Origin of the sequence: Streptomyces sp. NPDC014733 (assembly GCF_043083385.1) — a bacterium.
Lineage (GTDB): Bacteria > Actinomycetota > Actinomycetes > Streptomycetales > Streptomycetaceae > Streptomyces.
On sequence record NZ_JBIBYO010000002.1, the window covers coordinates 155,461 to 174,447 of the forward strand.

At 71.4% G+C, this 18,987-nt stretch carries 9 protein-coding genes; all 9 read left to right on the forward strand.

What is annotated here, in order from left to right:
• Positions 1-121: 121 nt before the first annotated feature.
• Positions 122-4,960 carry a DNA repair ATPase gene (locus ACF1BH_RS05590; RefSeq protein ID WP_391641603.1) on the forward strand — a complete coding sequence of 1,613 codons (4,839 nt, stop codon included), beginning with the start codon at positions 122-124 and terminating at the stop codon, positions 4,958-4,960.
• A 137-nt stretch (positions 4,961-5,097) separates the two neighbouring features.
• Complete coding sequence (locus ACF1BH_RS05595; protein WP_391641115.1) at positions 5,098-7,149, forward strand: APC family permease; 2,052 nt, start codon at positions 5,098-5,100, stop codon at positions 7,147-7,149.
• A gap of 135 nt (positions 7,150-7,284) precedes the next feature.
• On the forward strand, positions 7,285-8,613 hold the full coding sequence (locus tag ACF1BH_RS05600; RefSeq protein WP_391641116.1) for a class I SAM-dependent RNA methyltransferase: 1,329 nt from the start codon (positions 7,285-7,287) through the stop codon (positions 8,611-8,613).
• A gap of 427 nt (positions 8,614-9,040) precedes the next feature.
• Positions 9,041-9,235, forward strand: a complete 195-nt coding sequence (locus ACF1BH_RS05605; protein WP_189531445.1) for a ribbon-helix-helix protein, CopG family — start codon at positions 9,041-9,043, stop codon at positions 9,233-9,235.
• A complete protein-coding gene (locus ACF1BH_RS05610) occupies positions 9,232-9,624 on the forward strand; it encodes a type II toxin-antitoxin system death-on-curing family toxin (protein WP_391641117.1) in 393 nt (130 codons plus the stop codon). Before ACF1BH_RS05605 ends, ACF1BH_RS05610 begins: the two co-directional genes overlap by 4 nt.
• 587 nt (positions 9,625-10,211) lie before the next feature.
• Positions 10,212-11,765 (forward strand): TIGR02677 family protein, encoded by a 1,554-nt coding sequence (locus ACF1BH_RS05615; protein ID WP_391641118.1) that lies wholly within the window; start codon positions 10,212-10,214, stop codon positions 11,763-11,765.
• Positions 11,762-13,108 (forward strand): TIGR02678 family protein, encoded by a 1,347-nt coding sequence (locus ACF1BH_RS05620; protein WP_391641119.1) that lies wholly within the window; start codon positions 11,762-11,764, stop codon positions 13,106-13,108. Before ACF1BH_RS05615 ends, ACF1BH_RS05620 begins: the two co-directional genes overlap by 4 nt.
• Positions 13,105-17,262, forward strand: coding sequence for a TIGR02680 family protein (locus ACF1BH_RS05625; RefSeq protein ID WP_391641120.1), 4,158 nt, complete (start codon positions 13,105-13,107; stop codon positions 17,260-17,262). The genes ACF1BH_RS05620 and ACF1BH_RS05625 overlap by 4 nt, the downstream gene beginning before the upstream one ends.
• Entirely contained in the window at positions 17,259-18,533 is a 1,275-nt protein-coding gene (locus ACF1BH_RS05630; RefSeq protein ID WP_391641121.1) for a TIGR02679 family protein, read from the forward strand. The genes ACF1BH_RS05625 and ACF1BH_RS05630 overlap by 4 nt, the downstream gene beginning before the upstream one ends.
• Positions 18,534-18,987 lie beyond the last annotated feature (454 nt).

Genomic DNA, 18,987 nt, shown 5'->3' on the forward strand with positions numbered 1-18,987 from the left:
CCGGGCCCGCCCCGTCCGCCCCGTACGACGTCAGCAGCCCGGTGGCCCGGCAAGCGGTGCCGGGCCACCGGGAGAGAACCGGGAGAGCCAGAACGTGAACACCGACAGCGCGCAGCAGACCATGGACGCCGCGGACCGTACGCCGGACGCCTCGCCCGGCGACGGCACGTACGAGGTGCTGCGCGACCGGCTGCTGGCCGCCGCGGGGGAGCTGGCCGAGCGGGCCCGCGCCCTCAACGCCCGCCGCACCGAGGAGTTCGGCGGCGCGGGGCTGGAACTGCGGGCCACCGGGCGGCTGGAGAGCGCCGCGCCCTGTCTGCCCGGCGACGTCGTCGAGGTCGGCGGCCATCTGCTCTTCGGCCACCACCCGCCGGCCACCGTCACCGACCCCGGCCCCGATGACATCTTTGCGCTCCACCGCCGCGACGGCGACACCCTCGCCCCGGCCGCCCCCGGCGCGCTGCCCGGCCTCCTGGAGGACCCGCGCTTCCGCCGCGACCTCGCCGAGCTGCACCGTTACTACCGTCAGGCCCGGCTGCGGGAACTGCGCCGCACCGACGCGCTGTTGCTCGCCATCTTCCGTACCGGTGAGCGCCCCGGCGACCTGCGGGTGCTGCGCTGGCGGGTGGCCGCCGACGGCACCCCCGCCTACCTCGACGACCAGGGCGAACGCGACCTCACCGACCCGCCCGCCCACGACGTCACCTGGACCGCCGCCACCCGCGAGGACCATGTCGCCGGACGCCACCCGCACATCGACGTCCGAGGCGCCGTCTACGTCTCCGTCTCCGGCGGCCACCTCACCCTCAAGGCCGAGAACGACACCACCACCCCGGACGGCATCCACAGCGAACCCGTCGACGAACCGCTGCAGTCGCTCGCCGACGCCGAGGTCGAGCACGCCCGCACCGGCCCGCTGATCCTGCTGCGCATCCGCCCGTACAACGAGGAAACCGTCCGCTGCCTCGTCTACCACACGCGTACCCGCGCCGTCCGCCGCATCGACGCCGTGGGCCGGGCCTGCCGCACCCTCCCCGACGGGCAGGGCCTCGTCTTCCCCGGCGGCTACCACCTCGCCACCGGCGCCACCAAGCTCTTCGGGACCGCCGCCGACGGCCTGGAGTTCGCCCGCGCGGTGCGCTCACCCAACGGCGAGGACGTCCTCTACGTCTTCCGCCGCCCCACCGACGGCCACACCCTGCTGCTGCCCTACAACGTCATCCGCGAGGAGGCCGCCGCCCCGCTCACCGGCCGCGGTCACGCCCTCTTCGACGACGGCACCCTCGCCGTGCTGCGGGACGCGGGCACCGAGGCGGCCCGCATCCACCCGCTGCAGATCTGGCAGACCCCCTTCACCTCCGACGCCCACGCCGCCGCCCGCCCGCAGGGCGACGGACCGCTCGCCCGCATCGGCAACGCCGAACTGGTCTCCGGCATCGCCGATCTGCTCGGCGTGGCCCGGATGGCCACCGGCACGGAGCCGTCCGCCGCCGTCTTCGACGCCCTCGCGGCGGCCGCCACCCGCGCCGCCGACACCCACCACTGGCTCACCGACCCCGACCTCGGAGCGCCCGCCGAGCCCCTCGCCGCCGTCGGCGCGGCCGCCGGCCAGGTCGTCGAGGAGTTCGCCCGGGTCACCGCACTCCGCGACAGCGCCGCCGCACAGCTGGCGCGCGCCACCACCGAGACCACCGCGCTGGTCCGCCGGGTCCGCGGCGAGCAGCCCGACGAGGCAGCCGCCTGGGTCGGCCATCTCACCGCGCTGCGCCGCGCCCAGGGCCGCCTGGAGTCGCTGCGCGAGGTCCGCTACGTCGACCGCACCGCGCTGGACGCGCTCTCCGCCGGGCTCACCGACGACCTTGCCGCCACCGCCCGCCGCGCCGTCGCCTTCCTCGCCGCCGACGACGCCTTCGCCACCACCCACCGCACCGTCGCCGCCCTCACCGACGAGGCGTCCGCCCTCGCCACCGTCGCCGACGCCGCCGCCCTCACCGCCCGGATCGACGAGGTCGCCGACGGCCTGCGCACCGTCACCGAGATCGTCGCCACCCTCGACCTCGACGACACCACCGTCCGCACCGCCGTCCTCGGCCGCATCGGCGACGCCCTCGGCGCCGTCAACCGCGCCCGCGCCACCCTCGACGCCCGCCGCCGCACCCTCGCCGAGGCCGAGGGCAAGGAGGAGTTCGCCGCCCGCCTCGCCCTCCTCGGCCAGTCCGTCGCCGGGGCGCTCGCCGACGCCGCCACCCCGGAGGAGTGCGACACCCAACTCGCCGCGCTGCTCCTCCAGGTCGAGGACCTCGAAGCCCGCTTCGGCGGCCCCGACGGCGGACCCGACGACGTCCAGGACGCCCGCCTCGCCCGGATCGCGGAGCGGCGCGACGAGATCCACGAGGCGTTCGCCGCCCGCAAACAGGCCCAGCTCGACGCCCGCGCCCGCCACACGGACCGGCTCGCCGAATCCGCCGACCGCGTCCTCGCCACCGTTACCCGCCGCGCCCGCGCACTGGCCGCCGCCGACGACATCCACGCCTACTTCGCCACCGACCCGCTCGTCGCGAAGGTCCGCGCCACCGCCGCCGAACTGCGCACCCTCGCCGACCCGGTACGCGCCGGGGAGCTGGAGGGCCGCCTCGCCGCCGCCCGCCAGGAGGCCGTCCGCGCGCTCCGCGACCGCGCCGACCTCTACGACCCCGAGGGCACGCTGCGGCTGGGCCGCCACCGCTTCGCCGTCAACACCCAGCCCCTCGACCTCACCCTCGTCCCGCACGGCGACGGCCTCGCCTTCGCCGTCACCGGCACCGACTACCGCGCCCCGGCCGACGACGCCCGCCTCGCCGCCGACCGGGAGTTCCACGACCAGCCGCTCGCCTCCGAGTCCCCGGCCGTCTACCGCGCCGAACACCTCGCCGCCCTCCTCCTCGCCCACGCCGAGACCGGTCACGACGGCCTGACCCTGGAGGCGCTGTACGCGGCGCGGGCCGACGGCACCCTGCCCGGCCTGGTGCGCGCCGCCGCCCAGGCCCGGTACGACGAGGGGTACGACCGAGGCGTCCACGACCTGGACGCCACCGCCGTCCTCGACGCGCTGCTGCGGCTGCGCGCCGACGCCGGACTGCTCCGCTTCACCCCGCGGGTCCGCGCCGCCGCCCAGCTCTTCTGGCACCACGGCACCGACCCCGCCGCCCGCACCGCCTGGGCCACCCGCGCCCACTCCCTGGCCCGGGCCCGCGCCCGCTTCGGCCGCGGCGCCGGCCCCGCCGACCTCGCCGCGGAACTGACCGGCGCCGCCACCGCCTTCCTGACCTCCTCCGGGCTGAGCGGGTTCGCCGACGGAGCCGCGGCCGAGGAGGCCGGCGCGTACCTCTTCGAGGAGCTGGCCGACGGCAGCCCCCGCTTCGCCACGGGCGCCGCCGCCCGTACCCTCCTCACCGGCTTCCACCAGGCCCTCGGCGGCCCCGGCTCCGCCGCCGTCAAGGAGTTCACCGAGGACCTCACCGCCCTCGGCGACGACCTCGCCGCCCGCCACCAGCTCGTGACCGCCTGGCTCGGCGGCTACGCCGACGACCGCGGTGCCCCGCGCGCCGACCTCCCCGAGGCCGCCGCCATCGAACTGTGCGGCCCCGACCTGCCCCGCCGCCCCGTCGACGCCCCGGTCACCTGCACCGTCGACGGCCTCCTCGGCAGCCACCCGGCCCTCACCGACGGCACCCTCCCGCTCCGCCTCGACGAACTCCTCGACCGCACCCGCACCTTCCGCACCCACCGCGTCCCCGCGCACCGCGCCTACACCCGCCACCGCACCGCGCTCCTCGACGCCGAACGCCGCCGGCTGCGCCTGGACTCCTACCGCCCCCAGGTCATGCCCGCCTTCGTCCGCAACCGCCTCATCGACGAGGTCTACCTGCCGCTCATCGGCGACAACCTCGCCACCCAGCTCGGCACCGCGGGCGACGACCGCCGCACCGACAGCCAGGGCCTGCTGCTCCTGCTCTCCCCGCCCGGCTACGGCAAGACGACCCTGCTGGAGTACGTCGCCGCCCGCCTCGGTCTCGTCCTCGTCAAGGTCGACGGCCCCGCGCTCGGGCAGCACACCACCTCCCTCGACCCGGCCGCCGCCCCCGACGCCGCCGCCCGCCGCGAGGTCGAGAAGATCTCCTTCGCCCTGGAGATGGGCAGCAACGTCCTCCTCCACCTCGACGACATCCAGCACACCTCGCCCGAACTCCTCCAGAAGTTCATCCCGCTCTGCGACGCCCAGCGCCGTATGGAAGGCGTCTGGAACGGCGAGGCCCGCAGCTACGACCTGCGCGGCAAGCGGTTCGCGGTCTGCATGGCCGGCAACCCCTACACGGAGTCCGGCCGCCGCTTCCGGCTGCCCGACATGCTCGCCAACCGCGCCGACGTGCACCACCTCGGCGACGTCCTCGCCGGGAAGGAGGCGCTGTTCGCCCTCTCCCACATCGAGAACGCGCTGACCGCCAACCCGCATCTCGCCCCGCTCGCCACCCGCGACCGCGCCGACACCGACCTGCTCGTCCGCCTCGCCCGCCGCGACCCCACCGCCCACGCCGACCGGCTCGTCCACCCCTACGCCCCCGCCGAGCTGGAGCAGATCCTCGCCGTGCTGCGCACCCTGCTGCGCGTCCAGGAGACCGTCCTCGCCGTCAACCGCGCCTACATCGACTCCGCCGCGCAGGCCGACGCCACCCGCACCGAGCCGCCGTTCCTGCTCCAGGGCTCGTACCGCAACACCAACAAGATCGCCGCCCGGCTGGTGCCCGTGATGAATGACACGGAAACCGAGGCGCTGCTCGACGACCACTACCGCGCCGAGGCCCAGACGCTCACCGGCGGCGCCGAGGCCAACCTCCTCAAGCTCGCCGAGCTGCGTGGCCGCCTCACCCCTGAGCAGGCCCGGCGCTGGGCCGAGATCAAGCGGACCTGGCGCACCGGCTGACCCCGTCCGGGCCCGTGAGGGAGGTGTGCGCGTCCGGTGAAGGGTGCGGAAGGGCGCTGTGCCGTCCGCCGCCCGCCGCTCCCGCGAGCCGGGTGGCGGGTGGGCCGCGCTCAGGATGAAGGCTTAGCATCCTCTGCGTGTCCAAACTGACCGACGTGCCCAAACGCATCCTGATCGGGCGCGCACTCCGCAGCGACAAGCTCGGTGAGACCCTTCTCCCCAAGCGCATCGCCCTCCCCGTCTTCGCCTCCGACCCGCTCTCGTCCGTGGCCTACGCCCCGGGCGAGGTGCTGCTGGTGCTGTCCGTGGCAGGCGTCTCCGCCTACCACTTCAGCCCGTGGATCGCGCTCGCCGTCGTGGTGCTGATGTTCACCGTCGTCGCGTCGTACCGGCAGAACGTGCACGCCTACCCGAGCGGCGGTGGTGACTACGAGGTCGCCACCACCAACCTCGGACCCAAGGCGGGCCTGACCGTCGCCAGCGCGCTGCTGGTCGACTACGTCCTGACCGTCGCCGTCTCCATCTCCTCCGGTGTCGAGAACCTCGGCTCGGCGATCCCGTTCGTCGTGGAGCACAAGACGTTCTGCGCGATCGGCATCATCGTCCTGCTGACCTTGATGAACCTGCGCGGCGTCAAGGAGTCGGGCAAGCTCTTCGCCATCCCGACGTATGTCTTCGTCGCCGGCGTCTTCCTCATGATCCTCTGGGGCGTCTTCCGCGGGCTGGTCCTCGGCCACGACATGAAGGCGCCCACCGCCGACTACACCATCCACGCCGAGAACGGCGGACTGGCCGGCTTCGCGCTGATCTTCCTGCTGCTGCGTGCCTTCTCCTCCGGCTGTGCGGCGCTCACCGGCGTCGAGGCGATCTCCAACGGCGTCCCGGCGTTCCGCAAGCCCAAGTCGAAGAACGCCGCCGCCACCCTCGCCCTCATGGGCGGTCTGGCCGTCACGATGTTCTGCGGCATCATCGCGCTGGCGATGACCACCGGCGTGAAGATGGCGGAGAAGCCCGCCACCGACCTGCTGAACCACGGCCACCCGGTCGGTTCCGGATACACCCAGAACCCGGTCATCTCGCAGGTCGCCGAGGCGGTCTTCGGCAAGGGCTCGTTCCTCTTCGTGATCCTCGCGGCGGCGACCGCGCTGGTCCTCTTCCTGGCCGCGAACACCGCCTACAACGGCTTCCCGCTGCTCGGCTCGATCCTCGCCCAGGACCGTTATCTGCCCCGCCAGCTGCACACCCGCGGTGACCGCCTCGCGTTCTCCAACGGCATCGTGCTGCTCGCCGGCGCCGCCGCCGTCCTCGTCTACATCTATGGCGCGGACTCCACCCGGCTGATCCAGCTGTACATCGTCGGCGTCTTCGTCTCCTTCACGCTCAGCCAGATCGGCATGGTCCGGCACTGGAACCGCCATCTGCGCACCGAGAAGTCCCCGGCGGCCCGCAACCGCATGCACCGCTCCCGGGCGATCAACGCCTTCGGCGCCACCCTCACCGGTCTGGTCCTCGTCGTCGTGCTGCTGACGAAGTTCACCCACGGCGCGTGGGTGGCCCTCCTAGGCATGGTCATCTTCTTCGTCACGATGACCGCGATCCGCCGCCACTACGACCGGGTCTCCGAGGAGATCGCCGCCGAGGACACCCCCGACGACGACATCGTCCGCCCCTCCCGGGTGCACTCCCTCGTCCTCGTCTCCAAGGTCCACAAGCCGACCCTGCGGGCCCTGAACTACGCCAAGCTGATGCGCTCCGACACCCTGGAGGCGGTCAGCGTCGACGTCGACCAGGCCGACACGAAGGCGCTGCGCGCCGAGTGGGAACGGCGCGGCATCGAGGTCCCCCTCAAGGTCCTCGCCTCGCCCTACCGCGAGATCACCCGCCCCGTCGTCGACCATGTCAAGTCGCTGCGCCGCGAATCGCCGCGCGACGTCGTCTCCGTCTACATCCCGGAGTACGTCGTCGGCCACTGGTACGAGCACCTGCTCCACAACCAGTCCGCGCTGCGTCTCAAGGGCCGGCTGCTGTTCACCCCCGGCGTCATGGTCACCTCCGTCCCCTGGCAGCTGGACTCCTCCGAGGCGGCCAAGAAGCGCGCCCGCCGCCGCGCCGAGTGGAACGCGCCGGGCGCCGTCCGCCGTGGCCCGGTCAGCCAGCCGAAGAAGGACAAGGCCGCACCCCGCAAGTGAGGGGGCCGTGCCGGGCGCGCGCCATGCGCCCGGCACGGGGCACGGGGCCACGGCACGTAGACTCGAAGGCTGTCGTCCGCCGTACCCGGCCGCGGCCCCGCCGCGCCGGTCCCACCCTTTGGAGCTTCGCCCGCCATGCAGACAGAACCCGAGAAGTCGCTGGTCGGCGAGGAGTACGAGGTCGAGGTCGGCCCCGTCGCCCACGGCGGCCACTGCATCGCCCGCACCGACGAGGGCCAGGTCCTCTTCGTCCGCCACGCGCTGCCCGGCGAGCGCGTCACCGCCCGTGTCACGGAGGGCGCCGAGGGCGCCCGCTTCCTGCGCGCCGACGCCGTGGAGATCCACACCCCGTCCAAGGACCGCGTCGAGGCGCCCTGCCCGTTCTCCGGCCCCGGCAGGTGCGGTGGCTGCGACTGGCAGCACGCCGCCCCCGGCGCGCAGCGCCGCCTCAAGGGCGCCGTCATCACCGAACAGCTGGAGCGGCTGGCCGGCCTCACGCCCGAGGAGGCCCGCTGGGACGGCACCGTCGCCCCCGCCCCCGGTGACAAGGTCGCCAAGGGCGAGGTCCCGGCGTGGCGCACCCGCGTCCAGTACGCGATCGACGCCGACGGCCACGCCGGTCTGCGCAAGCACCGCTCCCACGAGGTGCAGCCCGTCGACCGCTGCCTGATCGCCGCCCCCGGCGTCACCGAGCTGGGCATCGAGAAGCGCGACTGGCCGCAGACCGCCACCGTCGAGGCCATCGCCGCCACCGGCTCGCACGACCGCCAGGTCGTCCTCACCCCGCGCCCCGGCGGCCGGTTGCCGATCGTCGAGCTGGACAAGCCGGTCTCGGTGCTGCGCGTCAACGAGAAGGACGGCGGCATCCACCGCGTCCACGGCCGCCCCTTCGTCCGCGAGCGCGCCGCCGACCGCACCTGGCGCGTCGGCAACGGCGGCTTCTGGCAGGTCCACCCCATGGCCGCCGACGTCCTCGTCGAGGCCGTCATGCGGGGCCTGATGCCGAAGAAGGGCGACACCGCCCTCGACCTCTACTGCGGTGTCGGCCTCTTCGCCGGTGCCCTCGCCGAACGCGTCGGCGAGAAGGGCGCGGTCCTCGGCATCGAATCCGGCAAGCGCGCCGCCGAGGACGCCCGCCACAACCTCCAGGACCTCGACCGCGTCCGCATCGAACACGGCAAGGTCGAGCAGATCCTCCCGCGCACCGGCATCACCTCCGCCGACCTCATCGTCCTCGACCCGCCCCGCGCCGGCGCCGGCCGCAAGACCGTCACCCACCTCGCCTCCCTCACCCCCCGCCGCATCGCCTACGTCGCCTGCGACCCCGCCGCCCTCGCCCGCGACCTGGCGTACTTCCGCGAGGCGGGATACGTACCGCGGCGGATGCAGGCGTTCGACCTCTTCCCGATGACGCACCATGTGGAGTGCGTGGCGATCCTTGAGAAGGCGGGGAAGGGCGTCTGACCTGCGGTTTTGTGGCACAGGTGGATTGCTCGACCTGTTTCTCTCCGTGCAGCGGTTCGAGCGGAAGGATCGCCCGCGAAACCTTTCTGACCTGCGCATTCATGAGAGAGACGCTTGCATCGGCGGACGCCGTCGAGGTCTCGTCCGGAGATTCTCGACGCTCACCTGACGCTCGAAGCGGACGCTTCGACCTGCCGAACCTCTCCGGCCGGGGTCCTGCGGACCGGTTCCATCGGCACGGGGCAGGGGCTCCGGTACGGGCGTCCCGCTTCGCCTCCCCGGCGGCGGCGCAAGTTGCCATCCAGGCCCCACGCTTCTTGGAGCCGAGAGCGCGGCCCGTACGGGCCGCAGAGCGTGGCGGCGTGGTCTGAGGCCGAGTGGCGTGTATGACCTCGCCGCCTTGATACCGGTCCGGTATCATGCCCGTATGGCGATGACACTCCGGCTCCCCGACGATCTTGACGCGAAGCTCACTGAGCGTGCTCGCCGGGAGGGTCGCAGCAAGCAGGAACTCGCCATTGAGGCCATTCGCGACGCCCAGGAGCGGGCCGAGTTGAAGGTCGAGGACGTTCTCGCAGAACTCATGGACAGCGATGCAGAGATCTTGGACTACCTGAAGTGACCGAAGTGCGCTACGTCCAGATCGACGAGATCCTGGCCATCGCCCGCGCGGTCAACGGTACCGAGCACAGCGTGCGTGACATGGGACTTCTCGTATCGGCGATCGAGCGGCCCCGGACCAACGTGTTCGGGTCCGAGCTATATCCCACGCTGCACGAGAAGGCGGCGGCGCTGCTGCACTCCGTTGCTCGCAATCACGCGCTGATCGACGGCAACAAGCGCACCGCCTGGCTCGCCATGCGTGTCTTCCTGCGGTTCAACGGCGTCAGCGCCAGTACCGTCCCGCCGCATGTCTCCGTCGCCGGCCCGTTCGTCGAGGAAGTCGCGCAGGACAACGTCGATGTACCAGTCATTGCCAAGCGCCTGTCAGCTTGGTTCCCCACCTCCTGACGGTCGACGACGTGAGCTGACGGGCACGGGCTGTGATCGTACGCAACCGGCCGTTGATCGTCACGGTGACGAAATCCGGTACGGAAAAGTCCCGCTGCGAGCTGGGAGCTGGGAGCTGAACCGGGAACCGGCCATGGCGTCTGTGGTCTCCGCGACTGTGTCGAGGGTCTGCTCCTCGGGCAGGCCGAGGGCGGATGTCGGGCCGAGGACGTTTGCGTCGGGTGACGGCCTCGGACCTGACCGTGCCGCCCAGTGGGAAGGCGAGCTTCGGGTACGCGGTGACGCACGTCGATTCCCGACTGTCCCGCCCACTGGAGCATCGCGCGCTCGTTGGCCGCCCCGCCGGAGAAGCGCTGGTCGGCGAGCTGTCTCGATTGTTTCGCTGTTTGTCAAGGGTTGGTACGGAGGAGCAAGATTCCGGCGCCACGCAGTCGTCCTGCAGAAGACGACAAGATCCCTGAAACCCCGTCTCACGAGACTGCCCGGTTGAATCCGCTGTTCTATGACTCGCCCCTGAATGTCGGTGCCTTCCTCTACGGTGGAGATCCGGAAGCCGTCCATCGAGGCAACGGGGAGGGGCGACAGGCATGCGCAGGGTTCCACCGGAGATGTTTCGGTTCACGACGGTGGAGAGGTCCGATCTGTACGGGGCGGTGCTGGACGTCTTCGGCGTGGCCGGTGAACACCTGGAGACGGCGCTGGGGCTCGACGCGGTGCGAGAGCGGCTGCGCGGGGTCGGCTGGGTGGCGGCGGTCGAGGATGAGGATCTGTATGAGGCGCTCAGGAAGCTCGTGCAGTGGGAGCTCCTGGATGTGGTGCACAAGCACGCGGAGAACTACCGCACGGCCGAGGAGTACGAACGGCGCAACCTGCAGTATTCGCTGACCCGCCGGGGTGAGGCGGCTCTTGCCGGAGTGCGGCACGCGCTTGAGGTTCTCGCCTCCACGGGCGCGCTGCAGACGGCCGTGCTGGAGGCGATCGCCGACCGACTCGACGAGCTGTGCCTGCTCTCCGGTGAACCCGCGTCGGCCGATCGGCGGATCTTCAGCACTCTGCGGGAGCTGGAGGGGCATCTGGACGCTCTGGTGGAGAACACCAAGGCGTTCAACGGTGAACTGCAGCGCCTGCTGCGCGCCGAGGGCGCTGATCTGGAGGTGTTCCGCGAGGTCAAGGCCGCCACCGTCGTGTATCTGCAGGAGTTCCTGGTCAACCTCGACCGGCGCGGGCAGGCGGTCGCCGCTGCCGTGGCCCGGGTGGAGGAGCGGGGGACTGCCGTACTGCGCGAGCGTGCCCTGCGCGGGGCAGAGCTCCCGCCGGTGGCCGGTGAGGATCCCGCGGCCGACTGGCTGGAGAGCAGGCGGGCGCGCTGGGTGGGCCTGCGTGCGTGGTTCCTGGCGGACGACGGGGCCCGGCCTCGGATCGAGCAACTCCACGACATAGCCCGGCGAGCCATCGTCTCGCTCTTGCAGGTTCTGGAACGGATCAACGAGTCGCGGCGCCGCTCCTCCAGTGCCGTGCAGGACTTCCGGGAGCTGGCACGCTGGTTCGCGGCGGCCCCCGCGGAAGAGGACCTGCACCGGCTGTGGTCGGCGGCCTTCGGGCTCGGTTCGGCCCGGCATGCTCATCTCGCCCACACCGACCCCGAGCTGATCCCGTCGTCCCGTTCCTGGTCCGAGGCCCCGCCGGTGGAGGTGTCGGCGCTGCTGCGGACCAGTGGACGGACGGAGCGGTTCACTCGCACGGCGAAGGTGCGGGACGTTGCGGCTGTCAGGGCGGAGCGTGCAGAGCGGGCTCGCGCGGAGCGAACGGGAATCGCACTCGCCTGGCAGGTGCTGGAGACAGACGGGCCTGTTCGTCTGTCCACCTTCGGCACGTTGGATCCCGCTGTCTTCGACCGTCTACTCGACCTGTTCGGCCGTGCCCTGGCCGCCCGGCCGGACGCGAGCGGCTTGAGGCGCGCCACGACGGGAGACGGCCGGGTGGAGATCACCCTGGCCCCGCCGTCCGATGAGCGCACCGCCGTACTGCACACCGCGAAGGGCTCACTGACCGGACCGGACTACGTCGTCCACATCACAGCGGCGGGTGGAGCGAGCGTCTCCTCGGCCCTCCACGCCACGCCGCGGGGGGCCGCAGGATGAGCACCCTCGCCAACCAACTGGCCTCCGCGGAACGGGAGGAGGTCGCCCGCGCCATCCGCCTCCTCCTGGCCCGCCCCCTGCTTACCGAGACCGCCGACCCCACTGGCTTCGAACTGGTGCGACGCCGTCGCGAGTCGCTCGCCCAGTGGTTCGACTACACCTGCGGTTGGAGCCTGGTGGTGGAGCCTCGCCGAGGCTACGCCCGCCTAACCAAGGTGCGCGCCCACCCGGATGGTTCCCGCCCGGCCCGCAGGGCCCGTTCCGGTCGGGCCCCGTTCGACCGTCTGCGTTACGCGCTGCTGTGCGTGACCGCGGCCGAGTTGCTGTCGATGCCGATGACGACCATCGGCATGCTCGCCGACCGTGTCGTGCAGGCCACGGCGGCCGACCGGGCACTGGCCGCGTTCGACCCGGTCCACAAGCCGGAGCGGATGGCATTCGTCGATGTCCTGAAGCTGCTGGAGTCGTACGACGTGCTGCGCGCGGTGGACGGTACGACCGAGGCGTACGTCGAGTCCGCGGACGCCAAGGTCCTCTACCGCGTGGACACCACCCTGCTGCTGCGGTTGCCTGCCGCGCCCGTCGGCGCCTCCCGAATCGCCGTGCTCCCGGACGAGGTGCCCACGCGGTTCGAAGAGCTCCTCATCGGCCTGGTGCGGGAGCGCCGCTACGGCGGCGCGGTCGTTGACGGGACAGCTGGCGAGTCGGACAGCGAGGGCGCCGCCACTGATGCACAAAACAATCTGAGGCTGCGCCACTCGGTGCTGCGTCGCCTCTTCGACGACCCCGTGCTGCACCGGGCGGACCTCGCCGAGGACGAGCTGGCCTACGTCTCGTCCCTGACTGGGCGTCAGATCCTGCGTCGCTCGGTCGAACAGGCCGGCTTCCTCCTGGAGGAACGCGCGGAGGGCTTTTTGCTCGTGGACCCGGATGGGATCGCCACCGATGTCCGCTTCCCTGACGACACCTCCACTGCCAGGGTTGCCGCACTGCTCCTTCTGGAGCCACTCTGTGCCACGCCCGCCGGAATGCTGCCCGAACAGCTTGCCGAGGCCGGAGCGGGTCTGCTGCGCCGCTTTCCGCGCTGGGCAAAGGCGTATCAGTCCGAGGACGGCGCGGTCCGGCTTTCCGACGACGCGGTACGCGTCCTGCGTGATGTCGGGCTCGTCCGCGCGGCCAGGGGGCGTGTCGTCGCATGCCCGGCCGCGTACCGCTACCGCCTGACGGAGACGACGAGTCCGGATCCGGACGACGAGCTCGGATCGGGGCGGGACATGAGCCACCGCGAGAGGACAGGCGCCGTGGTTTCCGGTGGCGCTGCGGCAGAAGGAGATCAGCTGTGAGTGTGACAGAGCTTCCGGTGCCACGGCGGCCTGAGTGCGCCGAGTCGCCTGCGACACCGGAAACGGCGGCGGATGCGGCCCGCAGCCGCTGGCAGCCGCACCGCGCGGGCATCCTCAACGTCTGGCGCTACTACGACGAGACCTTCACCTTCCACCAGGGTCGCCTGCTGCTCCGCGGCCAGAATGGTTCGGGCAAGTCCAAGGCCCTTGAGCTCCTGCTGCCCTTCCTCTTCGACGCCAGCCTGCGCCCGAACCGCCTGTCCACGTTTGGTGGTTCGGAGCGCACCATGCACTGGAACCTGCTCGGCGAAGGCGCCTCCGGTAAGACCCGTGTCGGGTATGTGTGGATGGAGTTCCGCCGCGCCGGCGACGATGGCGCCGAGCGGTGGTTCGGTTGTGGTGCGCGTCTGCAGGCGAGCGTGCACACGAGCGGGGTACATGCCGACTACTTCACCACCGGCTCCAGGATCTCCCACCCCGCCGGCTTGCTCCTCGTCAACGACGCGGGACAGCCGCTGACACGCGCAGCGCTGGTCGAGGCCGTGCGCGACTGCGGCGATGTCCATGCCTCGGCCACCGACTACCGCACGGCCGTACGACGTGAACTGTTCGCCGGCATGGGGGAGCAGCGGTATGAGTCGCTGTTGTCCGCCCTGCTCCAGTTGCGCCAGCCCAAACTGTCCGAACGGCTCGACCCGTCCCTGCTCTCCACCCTGTTGTCCCGTGCCCTTCCCCCACTGGGCGAAGGCGAGATCGCTGAACTTGCCGAAGGCTTCGAGCGGCTGGACCGCCAGCGCGAACACCTCGAACGGCTCGACGGCGAGGTGACAGCGGCAGAGACCGTCGCATCCCGGCAGCGCGCCTACGCACGACGTGTCCTGCGTGCCGGCTCGGCCGCGCTGATCTCGGCGACCACGGAGATGGACGACCTCACCCGCGCCGCCCGCCAGAGCATCGAGGAACTCGAACAGGCGCTGGAAGAAAGGGAGTCCGCTCAGGCCCGGCGCGAGGAACAGGAACTGCGCGCGCACGCCCTGGAGGAGACCATTGAGGGGCTGCGCGAGAGCGACGCGTACAAGCAGGGCGAGGAACTCGACCGGCTCCGCCATCGCACGGAAGAAGCGGCAGCCGTCGCCGGGCGTCAGCGTGCCACTGCGCAGGCCACTCGGATCAGCGCGGAGGAGGACCAGAGGCACGCCGATGAGGCGGCGTCCCGGGCCCGCACCTTCGACGAGCACGCGCGCGAGGCCGCCGAGGAAGCACGTCGGTCGGCCCGGGCGGCAGGTATGGAGTCGATCCATCATGAGGTGAAGACGCTTCTCGGCACGGATTCCGTGGGGGACCTCGTAGACAGCCCGGGGCACGAGGCCGGTGGCCGTCGGCCCTTGGGTGCAGCCAGTGCACACACGACGGACGAGAACGGGGCACGACAGGCCCGCAGGCTGCTGAGGGGTGCGGTCACCGCCCGACGCCGGCAGGTTGTCCTCGTCACCGATGCGATGGACGAGCATGCTCGCGCGGTACGCGACCGGGGTGTTGCCGAGAGTCTGCTGGAGGACGCCCGTAGCCGACTCGCGGAGACGATCGAGCGGCGGGACGAGGCATCCGAAGCCTGGGACGGTGCCCTTGCCGTACAGGCGGAACGGCTGCTCGCCTGGGCCGGCGCCTGCGCGGAACTGCGCATTGCCGACGCCGGGGAACTGGCGGCCGGAGCCGCGACCGAGACTGAGGTGACGGCACTGGTCGAAGCCGCCGCACGCCCGCTGGAACAAGAGATCGCCACAGCGGAGGCCACCGCGCGAGCGGCACGTCTGAAGCTGCGGGACGAGCGGAGCCGACTTGCGGAGGAAGTCCGACGGCTGAGCGACGAGACCGACCTGCCGCCTTTGCCCCCTCCCACCCGCACCACCGCCCGCACTGCGACGGCGGGCGCACCCCTGTGGCGACTGGTCGCCTTCCACGAAGGTGTTCCGCTCGCCGTGCAGGCCGCGGTGGAGGCGGCACTGGAGGCATCGGGCCTCCTGGATGCCTGGGTCAGCCCCTGCGACGGGATGGCCCTGCCGGGGCACGACACCCGAGCCGAGGCGGCTCTGGCCGTGACCGCCTCGGGGCCCAGTCTGCTGGAGGTGCTGAAACCCGAGGAGGACATCCCCGTCCCGGTCGACACCGTGACCCGCATCCTCGCCGGTGTCGCGTACGGCACCTCACTGCCAGGCGATCACCCCGCGGCCGTCTCCGCCGACGGCGCCTGGCGTCTCGCGCTCGCCACCGGGACGTGGAGCAAGCCGGAACCCGCCTACATCGGTGCCCTCGCGCGGCAACGGGCCCGGCAGCGCAGGATCGGTGAACTGGCTGAGCGCATCAGCGAGACGAACGCCTCCCTCGCCGCGCTCGACGACCAACTGCACGGCTTCGGCGCTCGCCGCGCCCGGCTGGACGCAGACCGCGCGGCTCGACCCGACCACCGGGAACTCGACGCTTGTCGGCGTGACTGGGACCGAGCCGAGGAGAAGGTGGCTGCCCGGGACGATGCCGTTCGCGACGCGGCTGCCCATCTGGACCGGTGCGAGACCAAGGTGGCAGGCGCTCTACGCACGCTCAGCCGTCGGGCGGCTGAACATGGACTGCCCACTGATCGCGACCGGTTGCATGAGCTCTCCTCCGGCATCGACAGGTTCAGGGACACCGCCGACAGTTGGGTGGACGCCCGTCTCACCGCGACCGCCGCCGCCGACAGGGCACGTCAGTCCACTGCGCAGGCAGACCGCTCGCGCCGAGCTGCCGAGGAGCAGTCCGAGAACGCCGCTTCCGCCGAAGCCGAGGCGGCGGGACTGAAGGCGCGCCTGGAGGCGGTGGAGGTCACTGTTGGCGAGGACTACCGACAGATCGTCGCGCGTGTCGCCGAGGCGCGCGCCGAACTGCGGAGCTGTCGGGAGGGAGCCGGCCGGGCAGCCGATCTCCTCCTGCGGCTGGAAGGCCGTATCGGAGGTCTGCGAGCAACCAGTGGTCAGGATGCCGAACGACGGGAGCGAGCCGTCGCCGCCCGGGACCATGCGGCGCACCGGTTCCGGCATCTGTGTCTGGTGGGGCTGGCCGAGGATGCAGGAATCACACCGGAACTCGATGCCGGAGACGGCGCGAAGGCCACTCTGGAGGCCGCCCGTGCCACGGCGGCGAAGTGGCCCGGCATCCCGCACGCCCCACGCAACCTGGGCGATGCCGCGACCCGCCTTTCCGAAGCGGTCCACGAAGCACGTCAGTGTCTCGGTGCCCGTGCCGACCTGGATCTGGAGCCCGACGACGACATCCAGCTGTTCACCGCTACCCTGGACGGTATGCGGGTGGGGGCGACGGGCCTGCTCATCACGCTCACCCAGGAACGCGACCGCAGTGGTGACGACATCACCACCGCCGAGCGGAGCCTCTTCGACCAGATCCTCACCGGCGACATCCGCCGTCACCTCGCCGCCCGCATCCGTCAGGCCGGCGAACTCGTCCACCGCATGAATGGGCATCTGGAGCGGGTTCGTACCGCCTCCAACGTCGCCATACAGCTTGTCTGGGACTTCCGCCCGGATCTCCCGGAGGGTACGCGCACCGCCCGTCAGCTGCTGCTCAAGGACCCCGGCCGGGTCAACGAGGCCGACCGGGAAGCCCTGCACGCCTTCTTCCGCGCTCGTATCGAGGAGGCCAAGGGCAGTGACACGGCCGCGAGCTGGGAGGAGCAACTCGGCGAGGTGCTCGACTACACCGCCTGGCACCGCTTCACCGTGCGCCTCGATCGGGCGAACGGGACCGGCTGGCAGCCGCTGACCAAGAAGCTGCACGGCGCACTCTCCGGCGGAGAGAAGGCCATCGCCCTGCACCTGCCATTGTTCGCGGCGGTCGCCGCCCACTACGAGGCCGTGCCGCTGGCGCCCCGCCCCATCCTGCTCGACGAGGTCTTCGTCGGCGTGGACGCGGTCAACCGCGGACAGGTCTTCGCCCTGCTCACCGCACTCGACCTTGATCTCATGGTCACCTCCGACCACGAGTGGTGCACCTACGGTGAACTACCTGGCATCGCTGTCCACCAACTCCTCACCGACGGGGACGATGACGCTGTCACCAGCGCTCGCTTCGTCTGGAACGGCACTGATTTGGAGGCGGGATGACTCACACCGGACTGGCCCCGGGTGAACGCACCCTGCGCCGTCCCGAGCTCCGCCCGCTCTGGCGCACAGTCCACAGCCGACTGTCCTCCGGTCACCCTGTCACGCGGGTGCGCCTCGGACCGCTCGACGAAGCTCAGCGCGAGGCTCTTGCCGACCTTCTGGGGCTGGACCGCCTGCCGGATCCGCACCCCTCCGTCTCGCTGGCCCGTCTGGAAGAGGCCGTCACCGAGCTGTCCGGCCTCTCGGTGCGTGAAACCGTCACCGAACTCGTAGGCCCCCTCGACGATCGCGCGACAGAACGACGCCGCAAGGAAGACGAACGTGCCGAGCTGTGGGCATGGTTGAACAGCCATGCCAGCGTGCGGGCCCAGCCCGCGCTTGCCAGCTGGACCGCGTCGTGCCGAGCCACCGGCATGGTCGGTGGCTCACCGGAACTGACTCGAAACCTGCTCGCAGACGCGTTGACAGTGCTCGCGGAACTCCCGGCCCAGGCCGAGCCCCTGCCTGTCTTCGCTGCCCGGGTCCTGAAGGGCGACTCCCACGCACTCGACGGCGGCACCCGCCTGTCCACACTCGTCCTTCGTGCTCTGGCGACTCTTCACGACACCGCCGTGCCGGAGTCCGCGGCGGAGCGGCGCGCCCTGTGGACTCGCGCGGGCGTTGCCGACGACGACCTGTCGGCCACCGTGCTCGTCGGTGGACTACGCCCGGCCGGTGAAGGGTCGCTCGCCCGTGTGGCCCGTGTATGCACCGAGGTTGGCCAGGCCGTCAGTCTGACACTCGCCCAGCTGCGGGTCCCGGGCGAGTTCACCCTCGCCTCCGACCGGGAACCCGTTGTCCACGCAGTGGAGAACCCCAGCATCCTGGCTCTGGCCGTACGTCGCTTCGGCCCGGACTGTCCGCCGCTCGTGTGCACATCAGGCTGGCCCAACAGCGCGGCTATCCACCTCCTCCGCCTTCTCGCGGATCAGGGTGCCATCCTCCGTTATCACGGTGACTTCGACGGCGAAGGCATCCGCGTCGCCGCCTATCTTCTGGACAAGACGCCGGCCCGCCCCTGGCGCATGACGGCGGCGGACTACCGGGCCGCGGTCGCACGCACACCGCACGGCCCCGAGCCCGGCCGACTCACCAAGGCTCCCTGGGACCCCGAGCTGACCCGTGCCATGGCCGAACACGGGACCGCCGTGGTCGAGGAACTGGTGGCTGACATCCTGTTGGCAGACATGGCCGAAGCAATGGAGCGAGGTAGCTGCTCCAGCCAGTCGTGACGCTCGTTTGACGCTCCGAGTGCCCGGGGGCTCCTCCGGCAGACCGGAAAACGGTAGCTGACCTGCTGGTATGTCACTTTCCTGGATTTGCGACATCTTCCCGATGGCCCACCCCGTGGAGTGCGTGGCGATCCTGGAGAAGGCGGGGAAGGGGCGCTGACCTGCAGTTTTGTGAGGGCGAGCTGAGATTCGACGTCTTTCCCTGAAGGAAACAGTTCGAGGCGTGATGGCTTGGCTCTGTGGGCTCTGGCCTCGGCTTTTCCGGCGCAGTGGCTGATTGTCGCCTGGTCTGCGGACGGGTGTCCTGGAAGTCCTGACGCTGAAATGACGCTCGTTCTGACGGACTTGCAGGTGGGGTCGTACGTGGGCACGGGTGGCTTGCAGTGGGCGTGGGCCCCGTACTGCAGATGTTGAACCAGATCCTCGGCCGTGACGCGGCCGATGCGCCGCGTGT

What these genes read in the sequence shown, in the direction of transcription:
- ACF1BH_RS05590 (WP_391641603.1), top strand. Translation starts at nt 122, where the DNA reads ATGGACGCCGCGGACCGTACGCCGGACGCCTCGCCCGGCGACGGCACG.
- ACF1BH_RS05600 (WP_391641116.1), top strand. Translation starts at nt 7,285, where the DNA reads ATGCAGACAGAACCCGAGAAGTCGCTGGTCGGCGAGGAGTACGAGGTC.
- ACF1BH_RS05605 (WP_189531445.1), top strand. Translation starts at nt 9,041, where the DNA reads ATGGCGATGACACTCCGGCTCCCCGACGATCTTGACGCGAAGCTCACT.
- ACF1BH_RS05615 (WP_391641118.1), top strand. Translation starts at nt 10,212, where the DNA reads ATGCGCAGGGTTCCACCGGAGATGTTTCGGTTCACGACGGTGGAGAGG.
- ACF1BH_RS05620 (WP_391641119.1), top strand. Translation starts at nt 11,762, where the DNA reads ATGAGCACCCTCGCCAACCAACTGGCCTCCGCGGAACGGGAGGAGGTC.
- ACF1BH_RS05630 (WP_391641121.1), top strand. Translation starts at nt 17,259, where the DNA reads ATGACTCACACCGGACTGGCCCCGGGTGAACGCACCCTGCGCCGTCCC.